The organism is Streptomyces sp. NPDC102278 (genome assembly GCF_044766345.1).
GTDB lineage: Bacteria > Actinomycetota > Actinomycetes > Streptomycetales > Streptomycetaceae > Streptomyces.
Genome location: NZ_JBIWLV010000001.1, coordinates 529,190 through 544,055 on the forward strand (window position 1 = coordinate 529,190; position 14,866 = coordinate 544,055).

A 14,866-nucleotide genomic window follows, 5' to 3' on the forward strand; every position below is an offset into this window, starting at 1 on the left:
CAGGATGTTGTCCATGTCCAACCTTTCTCCTTCCGCCGGCACCCCGATGGCCGCCTCCCCGCTGACGCGCGCCGTCCTAGAGATCGACGAGTACGCCTCCACCCTGGGCTGGGACAAGCCGGCCCGGCTGTTCGCCCTGGTCGACACCGCCAAGCTGCGCAAGCAGGAGCCGGGCCTCGCCCGTCAGCTGGGCCTCGATCAGGACGACGCGGGCAAGAGCCAACTCACCCCGATCGAGCAGGACGAGGTGCCCGCCGGGACCCCTCTGGACAAGTTCCTGGGAACGATCGCCTGGCCCGCCGCGATCGTCGGCTGCGCGCTGACCGTGGAGCGCCTGATGCTGCCGCCGTCGGCGGAGGCCTCCGTACCCGAGGGGCTCGGCGACAAGCAGCTGGCCAAGTGGGTCGCCGGGCACCCCGACCGGCAGGAGGTGCGGCTGACCGTGGGTGTCCTGCGGGACGGCTCGCGGGAGTCGGCCGTCCGGTTGCGCGAGAAGGACTCGTCGACCGAGGTGCTGACGGGCGCGACCCTGGTGCCGGGGCTGGCCGAGGCGCTGGCCGCGACCTTCCTGGACTGACCCGCCCGGACCGTCAGGGCCTGCCGCACCGCGGCAGCCCGGCCGTCTCCCCCTTGGAGATCTTCTCCAGCGCCTTGGTGGCGTCGTCGATGGTCGACACCTTCACCAGGGTCAGGCCGTCGGGCACGTGGGAGGCGGCGGCGGCGCAGTTGTCGGCCGGCGTCAGGAAGTACTCGGCGCCGGCCTGGCGGGCACCGATGGTCTTCATCTGGATGCCGCCGATCGGGCCGACCTTGCCGTCGTCGTCGATGGTGCCGGTGCCGGCGACGAACTTCCCGCCGGTCAGGTTCTCGGGGGTCAGCTTGTCGACGATGCCCAGCGCGAACATGAGGCCGGCGCTCGGGCCGCCGACGTCGGCGAGGTTGATGTCGATCGGGAACGGGAAGGTGTGGTCGATCCCGGCCCGGATCCCGACGATGGCGTGACCGTCGTCCTCCGCCTTGCCCGTGGTGACCGTGATCTTGGCGGTGGCGCCGGGCTCGCGGTTGGCCTTCTCCGCCTCCGACATCTCCTTGGCGGGGACGACGACGAACTCGACGGGCTCCCCGACCTTGTGCTTGGTGACGAGCTTGGCCACGTCGGCGGCCTCGGCCACCGGGGTGCCGTCCACGGACTTGATCACGTCACCGGCGTGCAGGCGGCCCTCGGCGGGTCCGCCCTTGACCACGGAGGACACGATGACGTGCGGGGTGACCGGGATCTTCAGCTCCTTGAGCGCCGCGACCTTGGCGCTCTCCTGGGACTGGCTGAACTCCTCGGCGTTCTCCTGCGTGGACTGCTTCTCCGTCTTCCCGTTCGGGTAGAGGTTCTCGTGCGGTACGACGATGTTGTCGCCGGACAGCCATCCGTACGCCGCTTCCAGCAGGTTCATGTCGTAGTCCGCGCCGGTGACCCGGACGGTCGTCATGTTGAGGTGACCGCTGGTGGGGTAGGTCTTGCGCCCCGAGATGCTGAGGACCGGCTCGCCGCGCGAGTCCCCGAGCGTGTTCACCGTGGGGCCCGGGCTCATCTCGGAGTACGGGACCTTCAGGAACACCCCTGCGCAGAGCAGCGCGAACAGGACGAGGGTGGAAGCGAGCATCGTCGCGGTGCGGCGTGGCATGGATCGACAGTACGGGACGCCCCTGGCAGGCGGCCCGTGGGGCCGGGCCGTACGGGGGCGCGGGCGGGAACCCTCAGGAGATCCACGGGGACTCGCGGGACGCCTCAGACGGCGTCGGAACCGGAGTGCGCCTGCGCCTTCGTCCTGGTGTGGTCGTTCTTGTCCATGACCTCGCGGAACCGCGCGTAGCCGGCCAGCTCGGATATGTCGCCGGATGTCCGGTCGCGAGCCGCCCAGCTGCCCCATATCGCCGCTCCGATGGCGGCGATCAGCGGAATCAGCAACCACGCCAGTGACGCCATGGACGTGCCTCCCTGCCCCGAAAGTACTTGTCGTTCGTGGCTTCAACGCTCGTGCCCGGAAAGGGGTTACGCAAATCGGGGGCGTGTTGCGCGGCCGAACGGGTGCGAGGTTACCCCCTTGCGGGGGCAGCCCTCCGGCCGGGGGGTGTGAGATCGCGCGGGGGCGCTCAGCAGGCGCCGACCCACTCCTCCGTGCCGTCCGCGAACGTCTGGTGCTTCCAGATCGGCACCTCGTGCTTCAGGTCGTCGATCAGCATCCGGCAGGCCTCGAAGGCCTCGCCGCGGTGCGGGCAGGACACGGCGACGACGACCGCGAGGTCACCGACCGACAGGTCGCCGACGCGGTGGACGGCGGCGAGGGCGCGGACCGGGAACTTGGCCACGACCCGCTCGGCGACGCGGCGCATCTCGGCCTCCGCCGTCGGGTGGCAGGAGTAGCCGAGGGAGTCCACGTCCGCTCCGCTGTCGTGGTTGCGCACGGTGCCGACGAAGAGGGTGGTGCCGCCCGTCGCGTCGTCGCCGACGGCCTGGAAGACCTCGTCGATCGAGAGCGGGGTCTCGCGGATTTCGAGCAGGCGGATCGGGTCCGGTGCGGCCTGCTCGCCGGGGTGGTCGAAGTGCGGAGCCATACCGCCATCGTGCACCACGGCTTCCGGATCGCGGTATAGCCGTTTCGACCGGGTGTACGACCCGGTCGTATGGAGCCTCCTACAGGACGCGCGGTCCCGGTCCGTTCTCGACCGGGGCCCGGCCCGGTTTCGACCCGGCCCCGAGCGCCCCGGACCGGGCCCGCGCGAGGCCCGGAACCGGGCGGGCCCGGGCCTCAGATCCCCCGGCGCTTTCGGGCGCGGCGGACCGCGGCGGCCGCGCCGAGGAGGGCGACCGTGGCGCCGGCGGCGCCGGCGGCCGTGGCGGCGTCCTTGCGACCCAGGCGGCGGCCCGCGACGGTGTGCCGGCCCGCGACCTCCTGGAGCAGCTCGGCGAGCACCTCCTCGTTGGTCCAACGGGGCCGCCAGCCGGCCGCGTGCAGCCCGCTGACGCTGACCACCCACGGGTGCATCGTGTAGGCGAGGTCGCCGGCCGGCGACGGCGTCAGGCCGATCCGGTGGAGTCGGGCCGCAGCGCCCAGGGCGACCGCCGAGGGGAGCTCCATGCGGCGGATGCCGCTCAGCTCCTCGACCTCCTCCTGCTCCAGCCAGCCCTCGCAGCCGACGGCCAGCTCGCCCTCGACCTTCTCCAGCGCGGCGTACTCCAGGGCGCTGACCAGGTCCTCGACGTGGCAGAACTGCCAGGTGGGCCGGGATCCCGCCACCACGAGCAGGCGCGGTGACTCGAAGTACCGGGTCAGCGCCGTGTCCGTGCCGCCGACCAGGACGGCGGGGCGTACCACCGTGACGTTCAGTCCGGGGTGCGCGCGGGGTGCGCGGCGGCCGAGCCGTTCGATCTCCAGCAGGTCGCCGACGCCGGTGGCCTCGGCGGTGGCGCGCAGCTCGGAGTCCTCGGTCAGCGGGATGTCGTTGTCCGGGAGCGCCCCGTAGACCATGGCGGAGGTGCACAGCACGACCCGGTGCACGCCGGCCGCGGCGGCGGCCGTCAGGACGGTCTGGGTCCCGCGCACGTTGTACGCCGTACGGGCCGCCGGGTCCGTTTCGAGGTCGAGGTCGAGCGCGAGGTGGACGACGACGTCCGCGCCGCGCAGCTTCTCCGCGATCGCGGGGTCCCGTACGTCCAGGACGTGCCACTGCGCGGCCGCGCAGTCACCGCGTCGCTCGTCGATCGCGACGACCTGCTTGACCTCGTCGGATTCGACGAGACGGGCCACCAGGGCCGCGCCGACGCCCGACGCGGCGCCGGTCACGGCGATGACGGGGTTGTGCCGTCGGGGGCCGGTCTCGTTTCGCGTCTGGCGAACGTCAGGGGCGCCGTCACCGTGCTCAGGGCTGTTTTCGGCGTCCTGCGGCGCGCTGCTGTGCTTGTCCGAAAGCTGCGGATCCGGGGAACTCACCAGGCGTCTCCAGCGGTTGTCTTCAGTAGGGGCGCACCGTGACGCGCACCTACCAGGTGATGTCCATCCTGCCGCAGCCCAGGAGTCGGCGGAGCACCGAGCCCGGAAGCGGGCGGGGTGTCTACGCTGGGTGGTGTTGTCGGACCATTGCCGTCGGCTCCCGCCGGCGGCCCTACGAGCCGAGGAAACCCCGTGAGCGACACCCCATTCGGATTCGGCCTTCCGCCGGAGGAGCCGGAGAACGGCGACGAAGGCAAGAAGAAGGGCAATGAGGGCGGTCAGGGCGGCCCGGCGAATCCGTTCGGGTTCCCCGGCATGGGCCTGCCGGGCGGCGCCGGCGGCCCGGGCGGTGCGGACAACCCGTTCGCCTCGATGTTCGGTGCCATGAATCCCAACGACCTCGGCGCGGCCTTCCAGCAGCTCGGCCAGATGTTGAGCTACGAGGGCGGTCCCGTGAACTGGGACATGGCCAAGGACATCGCCCGCCAGACCGTCGCGCAGGGCACGGCCGACGGTGTGAAGGACGCCAGCGTCGGCGTCGCCGAGAAGTCGGCGGTCCAGGAGGCCGTACGCCTGGCCGACCTGTGGCTGGACGGGGTGACCTCGCTGCCGTCGGGTGCGAACACGGCGGTGGCGTGGAGCCGCGCCGAGTGGGTCGAGGCGACCCTCCCGGTGTGGAAGGAGCTCGTGGACCCGGTCGCCGAGCGCGTCGGGGCGGCCATGGGCGGGGTGCTGCCCGAGGAGATGCAGGCCATGGCGGGCCCGCTGCTCGGCATGATGCGTTCCATGGGAGGCGCCATGTTCGGCCAGCAGATCGGCCAGGCGGTGGGTGTACTGGCGGGCGAGGTCGTCGGCTCGACCGACATCGGGCTCCCGTTGGGCCCGACCGGCAAGGCGGCCCTGCTGCCGTTGAACATCGAGGGCTTCGGCAAGGACCTGGGCGTGCCGGCCGACGAGGTGAGGCTGTACCTGGCGCTGCGCGAGGCGGCGCACGCGCGCCTGTTCGCGCACGTGCCGTGGCTGCGCTCGCACCTGTTCGGGGCCGTCGAGGGCTACGCCCGCGGCATCACGGTCGACACCTCCAAGCTGGAGGACGTGGTCGGTCAGCTCGACCCGTCGAATCCGGAGCAGTTGCAGGAGGCCCTCGCGGGCGGCATGTTCCAGCCGCAGGACACCCCGGAGCAGAAGGCGGCGCTGGCCCGCCTGGAAACGGCGCTCGCGCTGGTCGAGGGATGGGTCGACGCGGTGGTGCACGAGGCCGCAAAGCCCCGTCTGACCTCGGCCGACGCCATGCGCGAGACCATGCGCCGACGACGTGCCTCGGGCGGTCCGGCCGAGCAGACCTTCGCCACGCTGATCGGGCTGGAGCTGCGTCCGCGCCGGCTGCGCGACGCCTCGCGGCTGTGGGCCTCGCTCACGGACGCACGGGGTGTGGACGGGCGCGACGGGCTGTGGGAGCACCCCGACATGCTGCCGACGGCTTCCGACCTGGACGACCCGGACGGGTTCGTGCACCGCGAGCAGCTGGACTTCTCCGAGATCGACAAGATGCTCGGCGAGGCCGCCGAGAAGCGCGATCAGGGCGACAAGGGTGACCGGGGCGACAGCGAGGGCGAAGAGAAGAAGTGAGCCTGTACGACGACGCGGTCGCGGTCCTGAAGGACCTCGAAGGGACGGACGAGCAGCAGAGCGGGCTGCGGGACGTCTACCTGGAACACCTCGCCGCCCACCCCGACGGGGTCTACAAGCCGTGCCGGGCCGGACACGTCACGGGCAGCGCGCTCGTGATCGACCCGGCGCGGGGGCGCGTGCTGCTCACCCTGCACAAGAAGCTCGGCATGTGGCTCCAGATGGGCGGTCACTGCGAGCCCGGTGACGCCACGTTGGCGGGCGCGGCGCTGCGCGAGGCCGTCGAGGAGTCGGGGATCGCCGCCGGGCTGACCCTGCTGCCGGGCGGGCCCGTGCGGCTGGACCGGCATCCGATCCCGCAGCCGTGCAACTGGCACCTGGACGTGCAGTACGCGGCGCTGGCCCCGGCGGACGCGGTGGCGGAGATCAGCGAGGAGTCGCTGGACCTGCGCTGGTTCCCGTACGCGCAGGTGCCGGCGGTGGCCGACGCCTCGGTGGTGCGGCTGATGGAAGCGAGCCTGGCGCGTCTGTGAGACGCCCGGGAGGGCATGCGCGAGGGGCGGGTCCCGAGGGACCCGCCCCTCGCGGCGTCAGGCGTGGTGTACCGCGCCCTTGGGCGCCGGGCCGCGGATCAGGTCAGTTCCAGGCGTTGTTCTGGTTCTGGCTGTGGGCGCCGTGCTGGCCCATTCCGAACTGGGCGGCGGCGCCCTGTCCGATCTGGGCGTTCTGCGGCGGCAGTGCCTCACTGGGCTGCACGAGGGCGAAGCCGGTGCCGAGGAAGCTGAGTTCCCAGCCCTCGCCGGTGTTGCCGCGTCGCCGCCAGACTCCGGTGGAGTGCGTCTGGGCCTGCATCTGCACGCGCAGCGAGGTGGACCAGGCGACGATCGCGTCGGCGTCGGCGTTGACGTACTTGTCGGGCGTGACCTGCATCATCAGCGGCTGCCCGGACGTCATCAGGGCGACCTTGCCGCGGCCGCTGATGTTGAGCTGGTACTTGCCGGAGCCGGAGATCCCGTACTGGCTGTCCACCGCGATGGCCTCGGTGTGCAGGGTGGAGTCCAGCGCCAGCACGTAGCTGCTGTCGACGGTGAGACCGTCCTGGTCCACGTCCACGACGTGCACGTACTGGGCCAGGTTGGCCAGGTAGACCGTGCCCTGCCCGGAGCAGCGCATCAGGTCCAGGCCCTCGCCGGTGCGGGCGCGGGCGGTGCGCTGGGTGGTGCTCTGGTACTCGCCGTCGAAGTCGATGATCCCCTGGTAGGCGACCATCGCGCCCTTGCGGGCGAGGACGTCGTCGGTGCCGCTCAGGGAGACCCGCAGGAGCTGCGGGTTCTGCACGGTGTACCGCTCCTGGGACTGCGCCTCGGCGTGGGCGAAAAGTGCGCTCTGCATGATGTGTCCGCTCCCCCTCAGCCCCGGGTCCGGAGCCGGTCGGTGCTGTCCTCGCTGGGCTGTACCACGACGATTCCCTGGCCGGAGAAGGCCATCTGGTAGGCCTCGCCACTGCCCCGGCCGATCATCGACGAGGCCTTGAAGCTGCGCTTGCCCTTGACCTTGAGGTTCGGGGACCAGGCGACGAGCGCGTCGGGGTCCACGTACGTCTCGTCGTCGCCTCGACCGCAGTCGACGACGATCGGGGTGCCGCGGGAGGTGATGGCCACCCAGCCGGTGCCGGAGACCTGCACGTTGAACAGGCCCTGGCCGGCGAACTTGGCCATGCCCTTGACCCGCTCGACGCCCCACTGGAGGTGGGCGTCGAAGGCGAGCAGGTTGGTGCCGTTGACGGAGAGGGCGTCGTTGTTCAGGTTGATGACGACGACGTCCGCGCCGTAGTCGGCGAGGTAGAGCAGGCCGTCGCCGGTGCACTTCATCAGCGGGGCGCCCTCGCCGGTGATCCACTGCGAGGCCATCTGGCGGACGGCGGGCGGGTTGGGCTCGTACTGCACGAAGCCCTCGTACGCGACCATCGATCCGGTGCGCGCGAACAGGTCCTGGCCGCTCTGCATGGCGACCTTGAGCATGGCTCGGCCGTGGTTCTCCATGCGGGCCGTGACGGGGGTCGGGGCGTATCCCGCGAGTTGCTGGTTCATGGCGTTCATGACGGGCTCCCTCAGACCTCGTACGGCTGGACGACGATGAAGTTGCCGGGTGCGCCGCGGAACTGGAGGTTCACGGTCTCTCCGCTGTGGCCCGGGTAGGCGTTGCGGCGCAGCCGGACCTGGCTGGAAATGATCACCTGCGAGGCGGCGGACCAGGCGACGATGGCGTTGCTGTCCGCGAAGGTGGTCGGGGTGACGGGCAGGACGACCGGCACGCCCTGCGTCTTGACGATCACCGTGCCGGTGCCTTGGAACTGCATCGTGAACAGGGCGCCGCCGGGAATGCCGTGGCCCTCGATGCGACGGACCTCGTGCTGGAGGGACTCGTCGAAGGCGAGGACGTTCTCCGCGGAGACGCAGATGCCGTCGCCCTGGAGCTCGATGGCGTGCAGGTGGGCGCCGGTCTCGGCGAGGAAGACCTGTCCGCGGCCGGTGCAGCGCATCAGCTGCATCTCCTGGCCGGTGGCGTTGCCGACGATGCGGCCCGCGAATCCGGCGCCCTTGTAGCTGAAGTCGACCTTGCCCTGGTAGAGCACCATGCTGCCCTGACGGGCGAGGACGGCCTGGCCGCCCATGGACAGGTCCACCCGCATGAGCTGCTGGTTCTGCGGTGTCCAGCGGGCTCCGGTGGGGGCTTCCTTGTACGGCTGGAGCGCGGCGGCGAGGCCCTGCCCGGCGGCGGCCTGTTGGGGCTGCTGCGCGTACTGGGGCGGCTGCTGACCGAAGGCCGGCTGCCCGCCGTACGGGGGCGTCTGCCGGCCGGGGACCTGGCCGTACGAGGGCTGCTGCCCGTAGGGCGCGGGGGCCGGGGCGGGCGGTGGTACCTGGCCGCCGTAGCCGGACTGCTGACCGGGGACCTGCCCGTACGAGGGGGTTGCGGGCTGCTGCGGGGGGTGGGGCGGTTGGCCGTACGGCGCGGCGGGGGGCGTGGTGAGGGGTCCGACCATCGTGGGGGCCGAGTGCACCGGCTGCGGCGGGGCGCCGGCCGGTCCGCCGAACGACGGCGCGGGGGCGGGTGCCTGAGCGGGCGCCGGGGCGGGAGCGCCGAAGGAGGGCGCGGGTACCGGGGCGGCGGCCTGCGGCGGCGGGGCGAAACCGGGCGCGCCCGCGGCCTGGGCCGGGGCCTGGGCCTGGGCCGGTTGCGGCTCCTCCTCCTCGGCGACCTCGCCGCCGAAGTTCTTCAGCAGCGCGGCGAGTCCGCCGTCGAAGCCCTGCCCGACGGCGGCGAAGCGCCACACGTCCTTGAGGTAGAAATCGCCGATCATCAGGGCGCGCTCGGTGCTGAACTCCGCGCCCGTGAACGAGTAGCGGACGACTTCCTCACCGCCGGCCACGATCCGGATGTAGCCCGGGCCGATCTGCGACATCTGCCCGGGGCCGTCGATGGAGGCGGCGAAGGACAGCTTGTGGATGTTCTGAGGGATCCGATCGAGAGTCACCCGGAAGGATTCGCTGTCGCCCGCCTGTGTGCCGAGCTGCTGAATGGACTCTTCGGGCGATTTCGGCTGGTTGTAGAAAACGAAGTAGCGATCGTCCGAGAGCTGCTCGTTCGCATCGAGGCCGAAGCAACTGATGTCGATGGCAAGCCCGGGCCCGGCGATCTGGACGCCCACGTACAGATCGGTGCCCGCTGTCAGATCGCTGATCTTGGCCTTGTGGCCGCGTTGGAATTCCCTGGCCATACGTCCGACCGTCCCCCATCCCGACTGTGAATGCGTGCCGCAGGCTAACGGCTGCCGCTCAGGCTAACGGCTTCCGCGGACATCGAGCCAAGTCGGTACCGACCCGGTACAGATCACGCTCTGTCACGCCGTGGTCATTCGTCCCGCGCTCCGGGGACCGCGGGAAGGCGCTCGGCCGCGACCACTCCCTCCAGGTAGCCGCGGGCCCGCTCGGTCTTCGGGTACGCCTCCAACAGTTGCCAGAAGCGCGGGCCGTGACCGGGCACGAGGAGGTGCGCCAGCTCGTGCAGCAGCACGTAGTCGACGACGTACTCGGGCATGCCCTGGAGGCGGTGGGAGAGGCGGATGCTGCCCTCGGCCGGGGTGCAGGAACCCCAGCGGGTGTTCTGATTGGTGACCCAGCGGACCGAGCGGGGGCGGGCACGGCCGTCGAAGTACTGCTCGGACAAACGCTCGGCACGCTCGGTGAGTTCCGTGTCGCCGAGGGTGCGTTTGCTCTCCTGGGCGGCGAGCTTGTCGAGCATGACGCCCACCCAGCGCCGCTCCTCCGCCTCCGACATCCGGGCAGGGATCAGGACGACCGTCCGGTCGCCCTCGCGGTACGCGGAAACGGTCCTGCGGCGGCGCGCGCTCCGGCGGACTTCGACGGCGCGCTGCGAGGGGTCGGCGGACACGCCAGCACGGTACCCGGTCGTCGTGGCGGAAGTCCCGCTCGTCCGCGCTTCGAACATGATCGATTCGCCGTCGATTTCAGAAACGATCCCTCACGCGTCTTTTTCCATCTCATATGCCTAATACCCCGTGCCTGTGGACAAACTCCCGCACCGATTCCCGGGGACGGGCAATGTTGCGGATGGAGGCGGAAGAACGCCTCGGGGGTTCGGGGAGAACGGGGTTCGCGGGCCGGGATTGCGCGGGCCGGGGGGACTCGGGGGCTCATCGGGGCTCGGGGAAACGGAATCGAGGGGACGACCATGTATCCGAAGGTGAAGCCGGCGCTGGCTAGGGCCTGGCGGGATCTGCAGACGGTGCAGTTCGGGGTGACGCCCGCCCATGCGGTGGTGCTCGGCCCGGTGGACACGGCCACCGGGGCGTTCATCGACCGGATCGACGGGACACGGGGAATCGAGTTGCTGCGCGCGGAGGGCGCGGGGATGGGGTTGCCGCAGGGCCGAGTGGACGAGCTGATCAGGCGGTTGGCGGGGGCCGGGCTCCTGGACGACGCCACCGTGGGCGGGCCCCGGGCCCAGGCGGTGCGCCGGCGGCCGGAGAGCCTGGAGCGGCTCGGGCCCGATCTCGCCTCCCTCTCGCTGGTGCACCGGGAGCCGGGTGGGGACTTGCGGGGGGTCGCCGCCCGGCGGGCGATACGCGTCCAGGTGCGCGGGGGCGGGCGGGTGGGCGCGGTGATCGCGGCCGTGCTCGCGGGGGGCGGGGTGGGCCGGGTCGAGGTCCTCGACGGGGGGCGGGTCCAGCCGGCCGACGTGGCGCCGGGCGGGCTGGGGCCCGAGAGCGTGGGCAGGTTGCGGGCGGAGGCCGCGGGGGCGGTCGTGCGGGAGGCCGCCCCGGGACGCGCGCCCCGGGCCGGGGAGGAAGAGGGGCCGGAGCCGGGGCTTTCCCTGGTGGTCGTCGCTCCCCGGGACGGGCTCCAGGCATGGGCCCCCGATCCGGAAACGGCCGCGGACTGGGTGGCCACGGGCACGCCGCACCTGTACGCGGGGGTGTTGGAGGGCACGGGGCTGGTCGGGCCGCTGGTGCTCCCCGGGGCCACGGCGTGCGCGGGCTGCATGGAGCGTGACCGGATCGACCGGGACCCGGCCTGGCCGAGGATGCTGGTGCAGTGGCGGTCGGCACACCGCCGTCGCGCCACGGCCGCCTGCGACCTGGGATTGGCGGCGGCGGTGGCGGGGTTGGCGGCGGGGCACGCGCTGTCCTTCCTCGACGGAGGACTGCCCGCCTCGACGGGAGCCCGGTGGGAGGCCGCGTTACCGGGCCTGAGCTGGGAACCTTCCGAGGTCCGCCCCCACGCGGAGTGCCCGTGCTCCGCCGCCGCCGTCCCGGACGTGACGCCGGTGGGGGCCGGCGCCGGCCGGGGCGGTGCGAGCGCACCGGGGAGGGGGCGGGGAGGATCGGGCTGAAGAGGCCGACGGGGGCCATGACAGGATGCGTTTTGTCTGTCTCAGGGGGCGCGCCCCTGAACCGCCGCGCGCGGCACGGCTGTCTGGGAACTGGAGGGGCGTATGTCTGATCTTCCCCGGAAGGCGGTCACCCGTACCGTCAAGCTGGCCGCGCTGCCACTTGGCTTCGCCGGTCGGGCCACCTGGGGGCTGGGAAAGCGGATCGGTGGCAAGTCGGCGGAGATCGTCGCGCGGGAGCTCCAGCAGCGCACCGCCGATCAGCTGTTCCGTACGCTCGGCGAGCTGAAGGGCGGGGCCATGAAGTTCGGTCAGGCCCTGTCCGTCTTCGAGTCGGCCCTGCCCGAGGAGGTCGCCGGTCCCTACCGGGCGGCCCTGACCAAGCTTCAGGAAGCGGCCCCGCCGTTGCCGGCGGCGCGGGTGCACCAGGTGCTCGCGGAACGACTCGGCGAGGACTGGCGCGACCTGTTCGAGGAGTTCGAGGACACGCCCGCGGCGGCCGCCTCGATCGGCCAGGTGCACCGGGCGGTGTGGCACGACGGCCGACGGGTCGCGGTGAAGGTGCAGTACCCGGGAGCCGGCGAGGCGTTGCTCTCGGACCTCAGGCAACTGAGCCGGTTCGCCGGGCTGCTGGGGCCGCTGATTCCGGGCATGGACATCAAGCCGCTGATCACCGAGCTGCGTGACCGGGTGGCCGAGGAGTTGGACTACGAGCTGGAGGCCGAGGCGCAACGGACGCACGCGGACGCGTTCGACGGCGACGAGGACGTGGTCGTGCCGGACGTCGTGCACCAGGGCGACGAGGTGCTGGTGACCGAGTGGATGGACGGGACACCGCTGTCGGAGGTGATAGCGGACGGCAGCCAGGAGGAGCGTGACCGCGCGGGGCAGTTGTTGGCCCGGTTCCTCTTCTCCGGGCCGGCGCGCACCGGGCTGCTGCACGCCGATCCGCATCCCGGGAACTTCCGGCTGATAGCGGGCGAGGACGGCCGGATGCGGTTGGGCGTACTGGACTTCGGGACGGTCGATCGCCTTCCGGGTGGCTGGCCCAAGCCCATCGGGCGGTCGCTGCGGCTGACGCTGGGCGGTGACGCCGAGGGGGTCTACGAGCACCTGTGCGCCGAGGGGTTCGTGAAGAAGTCCATCGAGCTCGACCCGGAGGCGGTGCTCGACTATCTGGAGCCCCTGCTCGAACCGGTCGAGGCGGAGGAGTTCACCTTCACCCGCCCGTGGCTGCGTGGCCAGGCGGCGCGGATCGCCGATCCCCGCTCCCCCGCGCACCAGTTGGGACGACAGATCAATCTGCCGCCGTCGTACCTGCTGATCCACCGGGTGACGCTGAGCACCATAGGCGTGCTGTGCCAGTTGGGCGCGACGGTGCGGCTCCGTGAGGAACTGGAGTCCTGGCTCCCGGGGTTCCTGCCCGAGGAGCGCGAAGTCGGCCGGGGCCACGAGAAGGACCACGAGAGGGACCAAGAGACGGATTCCGCGCGCGGGGAGTGATCCGCCCGGCGCGGTCGGCCGTGCTCGGCGGTGACGGGCGCGCCGGCGGTCAGGACCGGTGGGGCCGGCCGTGTCCGCGGATGCCGGGCCGGGGCCGGGGATGCCGGGCGTGTCCGCGGATGCCGGGCCGGGCACCGGGCCGGGCACCGGGCCGGGCACCGGACCGGGCACCGGGCCGGGGCCGGAGCTCCGGCGTCAGCCCGGGCTTCGGGCGGCCGGGGTCCCGGGCTTCGGGTGGCCGGGGTTCCGGGCCCTTGACGGTCGGGGGTTCGTCCGCGGCCCGGGCCCGGGGGGCGTCGGTCACCACCAGGAGGAGTCCAGGCGGCCTTCGATCGCTCGGAGGTTGGCGCGGGCGCAGTCGACGCAGAAGTACTGCCTGGTCCCGTTCTCCACGGAGCAGGTCCAGGTGGGCGGCGCGCCGTTCGGGGCGTCGGTACCGCACCGCGCGCAGACGACGGGCTGGGCCTCGGGTCCCGGCGGGGTGGGGCGGGGAGTCGGCTGGTCCACCCGCAGACGATATCCCCGCCGGGGGTGGACGCGCCCGCAACGCCCCGGGGGGACCGGTCCTTTCGGACCGGTCCCCCCGGGCGCTGCTCCTTGGGTGCTCAGTTCATGACGGCCATGGCGAGGGCCCGCCGGGCGCGCAGGGAAACGCGCTCGGCTCGGCGCTGCATGCGCCGGGCGGCGACCAGGCGCAGGGCGTGACGCTCGGCGTCCGCCTCACGCATGCGGTCGTCCATATGGGCACGAGCCATGGCTTCTGGGATGAGTTGCATTTCGCGGGTCCTGTTCTGACGCGAGGTGATCGCGCCTGCGGTGATGAAGTCTGCGGTGGCGGAGCCGTGCGGCTGCTCGCTCGTGATGGTGTGGGTGGACATGAGGGCCTGCTTCAAGGGGTCGCGCGTCAGGGGGCGGTCGATGGTGCCGATGGCGGTCATGCCGCGACAACCGGGTTCTTGCGCGGGCGGCCACGGGGCCGCTTCCGGGCGACGACGACGCCCTGGACGAAGAGCTCGCCTCCCCAGACACCCCAGGGCTCGCGGCGCTCCTTCGCACCGGCGAGGCAGGCCTCGACCAGCGGGCAGGTGCCGCAGAGCGACTTGGCGTACTCGACGTCGGCCGGGGACTCGGCGAAGAAGACCTCGGGGTCGAAGGTGCGGCAGGGAACGGGTACGCCGAGGTTCTCGATGGCGTCGTCGAGCGCGGTGAGCGCGGTGAGGGGAGTCAAGGTGGAGTCCTCCGGGACTGCGGGCGGGGAGATCGTCTGGGTCTGCGGTACGGACGGGGCGTGCGCTTCGAGTTGCACGGTGTTTTCTTCCTCGTCTTTGTTGACTAGTCGGTCCGGCCGGGGTCGGCCGGGGGTCGGCTGGTACCTGTTCTTGCCAGTCCCGAGGCCCCTTCGCTCCGCAGTCCCCGTTCGGGGACAAACAGAAGGGCCGCGGATCCCGGGTGGGGTTCCGCGGCCCTGAAGGCGCCGGCCTGATCATCGATCAGACTGGATCACTCCAGGGTTCGAGCCCACGGAAGGCCCACATCAGGTGGTGCTGCTGCTTCGTCTGCTTCGTCTTGACTCCGGCACCGGCCGCGGCTGCAAAGCCATAGGCGCCATGCGCCTGGGCTTCCGCAGCCATTACTGCCACCGGTGCCTGGGTCGGTCGCTCATTACGGACGCTCGGCCGCAGCATGGAGGCCGCGAGCAGGGCAGGGCTCTCCGACGAAATCGTGGAGACACCTGCGGCGAGAATCGGAAGGAGCGAGGAGACACCGAGCGGGCAGGAAGCGGCGACCGAGCGATCGGTCATTTTGATGGTCGTCATGAAGCTGGTCACTGGTCT

Annotated in this window: 17 protein-coding genes; 5 read left to right on the forward strand and 12 right to left on the reverse strand. The window is 71.9% G+C overall.

What is annotated here, in order from left to right; all coding sequences use genetic code 11:
- The first annotated feature begins 4 nt into the window (after positions 1-4).
- Positions 5-577 (forward strand): PPA1309 family protein, encoded by a 573-nt coding sequence (locus tag ACIRO3_RS02380; protein WP_199826455.1) that lies wholly within the window; start codon positions 5-7, stop codon positions 575-577.
- Between the two features lie 13 nt (positions 578-590).
- Here ACIRO3_RS02380 and ACIRO3_RS02385 read toward each other — a convergent pair whose 3' ends face one another.
- The 4 genes from ACIRO3_RS02385 to ACIRO3_RS02400 all read right to left on the reverse strand — a co-directional run bounded on the left by ACIRO3_RS02385 (position 591) and on the right by ACIRO3_RS02400 (position 3,986).
- Positions 591-1,679: a PDZ domain-containing protein gene (locus ACIRO3_RS02385; protein WP_404131657.1), complete on the reverse strand. Its 1,089-nt coding sequence runs from the start codon at positions 1,677-1,679 to the stop codon at positions 591-593.
- A 104-nt stretch (positions 1,680-1,783) separates the two neighbouring features.
- Entirely contained in the window at positions 1,784-1,981 is a 198-nt protein-coding gene (locus ACIRO3_RS02390; RefSeq protein WP_404131659.1) for a hypothetical protein, read from the reverse strand.
- Between the two features lie 167 nt (positions 1,982-2,148).
- On the reverse strand, positions 2,149-2,610 hold the full coding sequence (locus ACIRO3_RS02395; RefSeq protein ID WP_053676397.1) for a molybdenum cofactor biosynthesis protein MoaE: 462 nt from the start codon (positions 2,608-2,610) through the stop codon (positions 2,149-2,151).
- A 194-nt stretch (positions 2,611-2,804) separates the two neighbouring features.
- A complete protein-coding gene (locus tag ACIRO3_RS02400) occupies positions 2,805-3,986 on the reverse strand; it encodes an SDR family oxidoreductase (RefSeq protein WP_361771013.1) in 1,182 nt (393 codons plus the stop codon).
- 192 nt (positions 3,987-4,178) lie between these two features.
- On the opposite strand from ACIRO3_RS02400, the gene ACIRO3_RS02405 reads away from it, so the two are divergent.
- Both ACIRO3_RS02405 and ACIRO3_RS02410 read left to right on the forward strand, forming a co-directional pair.
- A complete protein-coding gene (locus tag ACIRO3_RS02405) occupies positions 4,179-5,615 on the forward strand; it encodes a zinc-dependent metalloprotease (protein WP_361771011.1) in 1,437 nt (478 codons plus the stop codon).
- Complete coding sequence (locus ACIRO3_RS02410) at positions 5,612-6,148, forward strand: NUDIX hydrolase (RefSeq protein ID WP_404131661.1); 537 nt, start codon at positions 5,612-5,614, stop codon at positions 6,146-6,148. The genes ACIRO3_RS02405 and ACIRO3_RS02410 overlap by 4 nt, the downstream gene beginning before the upstream one ends.
- Positions 6,149-6,251: 103 nt before the next feature.
- Here ACIRO3_RS02410 and ACIRO3_RS02415 read toward each other — a convergent pair whose 3' ends face one another.
- The 4 genes from ACIRO3_RS02415 to ACIRO3_RS02430 form a co-directional block, all read right to left on the reverse strand.
- On the reverse strand, positions 6,252-7,007 hold the full coding sequence (locus ACIRO3_RS02415) for an AIM24 family protein (protein ID WP_351378343.1): 756 nt from the start codon (positions 7,005-7,007) through the stop codon (positions 6,252-6,254).
- 17 nt (positions 7,008-7,024) lie between these two features.
- The gene (locus ACIRO3_RS02420; protein WP_053676492.1) at positions 7,025-7,705 is read right to left on the reverse strand and encodes an AIM24 family protein; all 681 of its coding nucleotides are present in this window, start codon (positions 7,703-7,705) and stop codon (positions 7,025-7,027) included.
- 20 nt (positions 7,706-7,725) lie between these two features.
- Positions 7,726-9,396: a TerD family protein gene (locus tag ACIRO3_RS02425; protein WP_404131663.1), complete on the reverse strand. Its 1,671-nt coding sequence runs from the start codon at positions 9,394-9,396 to the stop codon at positions 7,726-7,728.
- 134 nt (positions 9,397-9,530) lie between these two features.
- Positions 9,531-10,127, reverse strand: coding sequence for a M48 family metallopeptidase (locus ACIRO3_RS02430; RefSeq protein WP_404131665.1), 597 nt, complete (start codon positions 10,125-10,127; stop codon positions 9,531-9,533).
- Between the two features lie 243 nt (positions 10,128-10,370).
- On the opposite strand from ACIRO3_RS02430, the gene ACIRO3_RS02435 reads away from it, so the two are divergent.
- Together ACIRO3_RS02435 and ACIRO3_RS02440 are read left to right on the forward strand one after the other, a co-directional pair.
- Positions 10,371-11,531, forward strand: a complete 1,161-nt coding sequence (locus tag ACIRO3_RS02435) for a ThiF family adenylyltransferase (RefSeq protein WP_404131667.1) — start codon at positions 10,371-10,373, stop codon at positions 11,529-11,531.
- A gap of 102 nt (positions 11,532-11,633) precedes the next feature.
- The gene (locus tag ACIRO3_RS02440; protein ID WP_404131669.1) at positions 11,634-13,031 is read left to right on the forward strand and encodes an ABC1 kinase family protein; all 1,398 of its coding nucleotides are present in this window, start codon (positions 11,634-11,636) and stop codon (positions 13,029-13,031) included.
- Between the two features lie 300 nt (positions 13,032-13,331).
- Here the strand turns inward: ACIRO3_RS02440 and ACIRO3_RS02445 are convergent, their stop codons facing one another.
- The 4 genes from ACIRO3_RS02445 to ACIRO3_RS02460 form a co-directional block, all read right to left on the reverse strand.
- Positions 13,332-13,538 (reverse strand): hypothetical protein, encoded by a 207-nt coding sequence (locus ACIRO3_RS02445; RefSeq protein ID WP_361770998.1) that lies wholly within the window; start codon positions 13,536-13,538, stop codon positions 13,332-13,334.
- Between the two features lie 98 nt (positions 13,539-13,636).
- On the reverse strand, positions 13,637-13,969 hold the full coding sequence (locus ACIRO3_RS02450) for a hypothetical protein (RefSeq protein ID WP_361786873.1): 333 nt from the start codon (positions 13,967-13,969) through the stop codon (positions 13,637-13,639).
- Positions 13,966-14,337, reverse strand: coding sequence for a WhiB family transcriptional regulator (locus tag ACIRO3_RS02455; protein WP_053676354.1), 372 nt, complete (start codon positions 14,335-14,337; stop codon positions 13,966-13,968). Before ACIRO3_RS02455 ends, ACIRO3_RS02450 begins: the two co-directional genes overlap by 4 nt.
- Before the next feature lie 184 nt (positions 14,338-14,521).
- The gene (locus ACIRO3_RS02460; protein ID WP_404131672.1) at positions 14,522-14,860 is read right to left on the reverse strand and encodes a hypothetical protein; all 339 of its coding nucleotides are present in this window, start codon (positions 14,858-14,860) and stop codon (positions 14,522-14,524) included.
- Between the last annotated feature and the right edge of the window lie 6 nt (positions 14,861-14,866).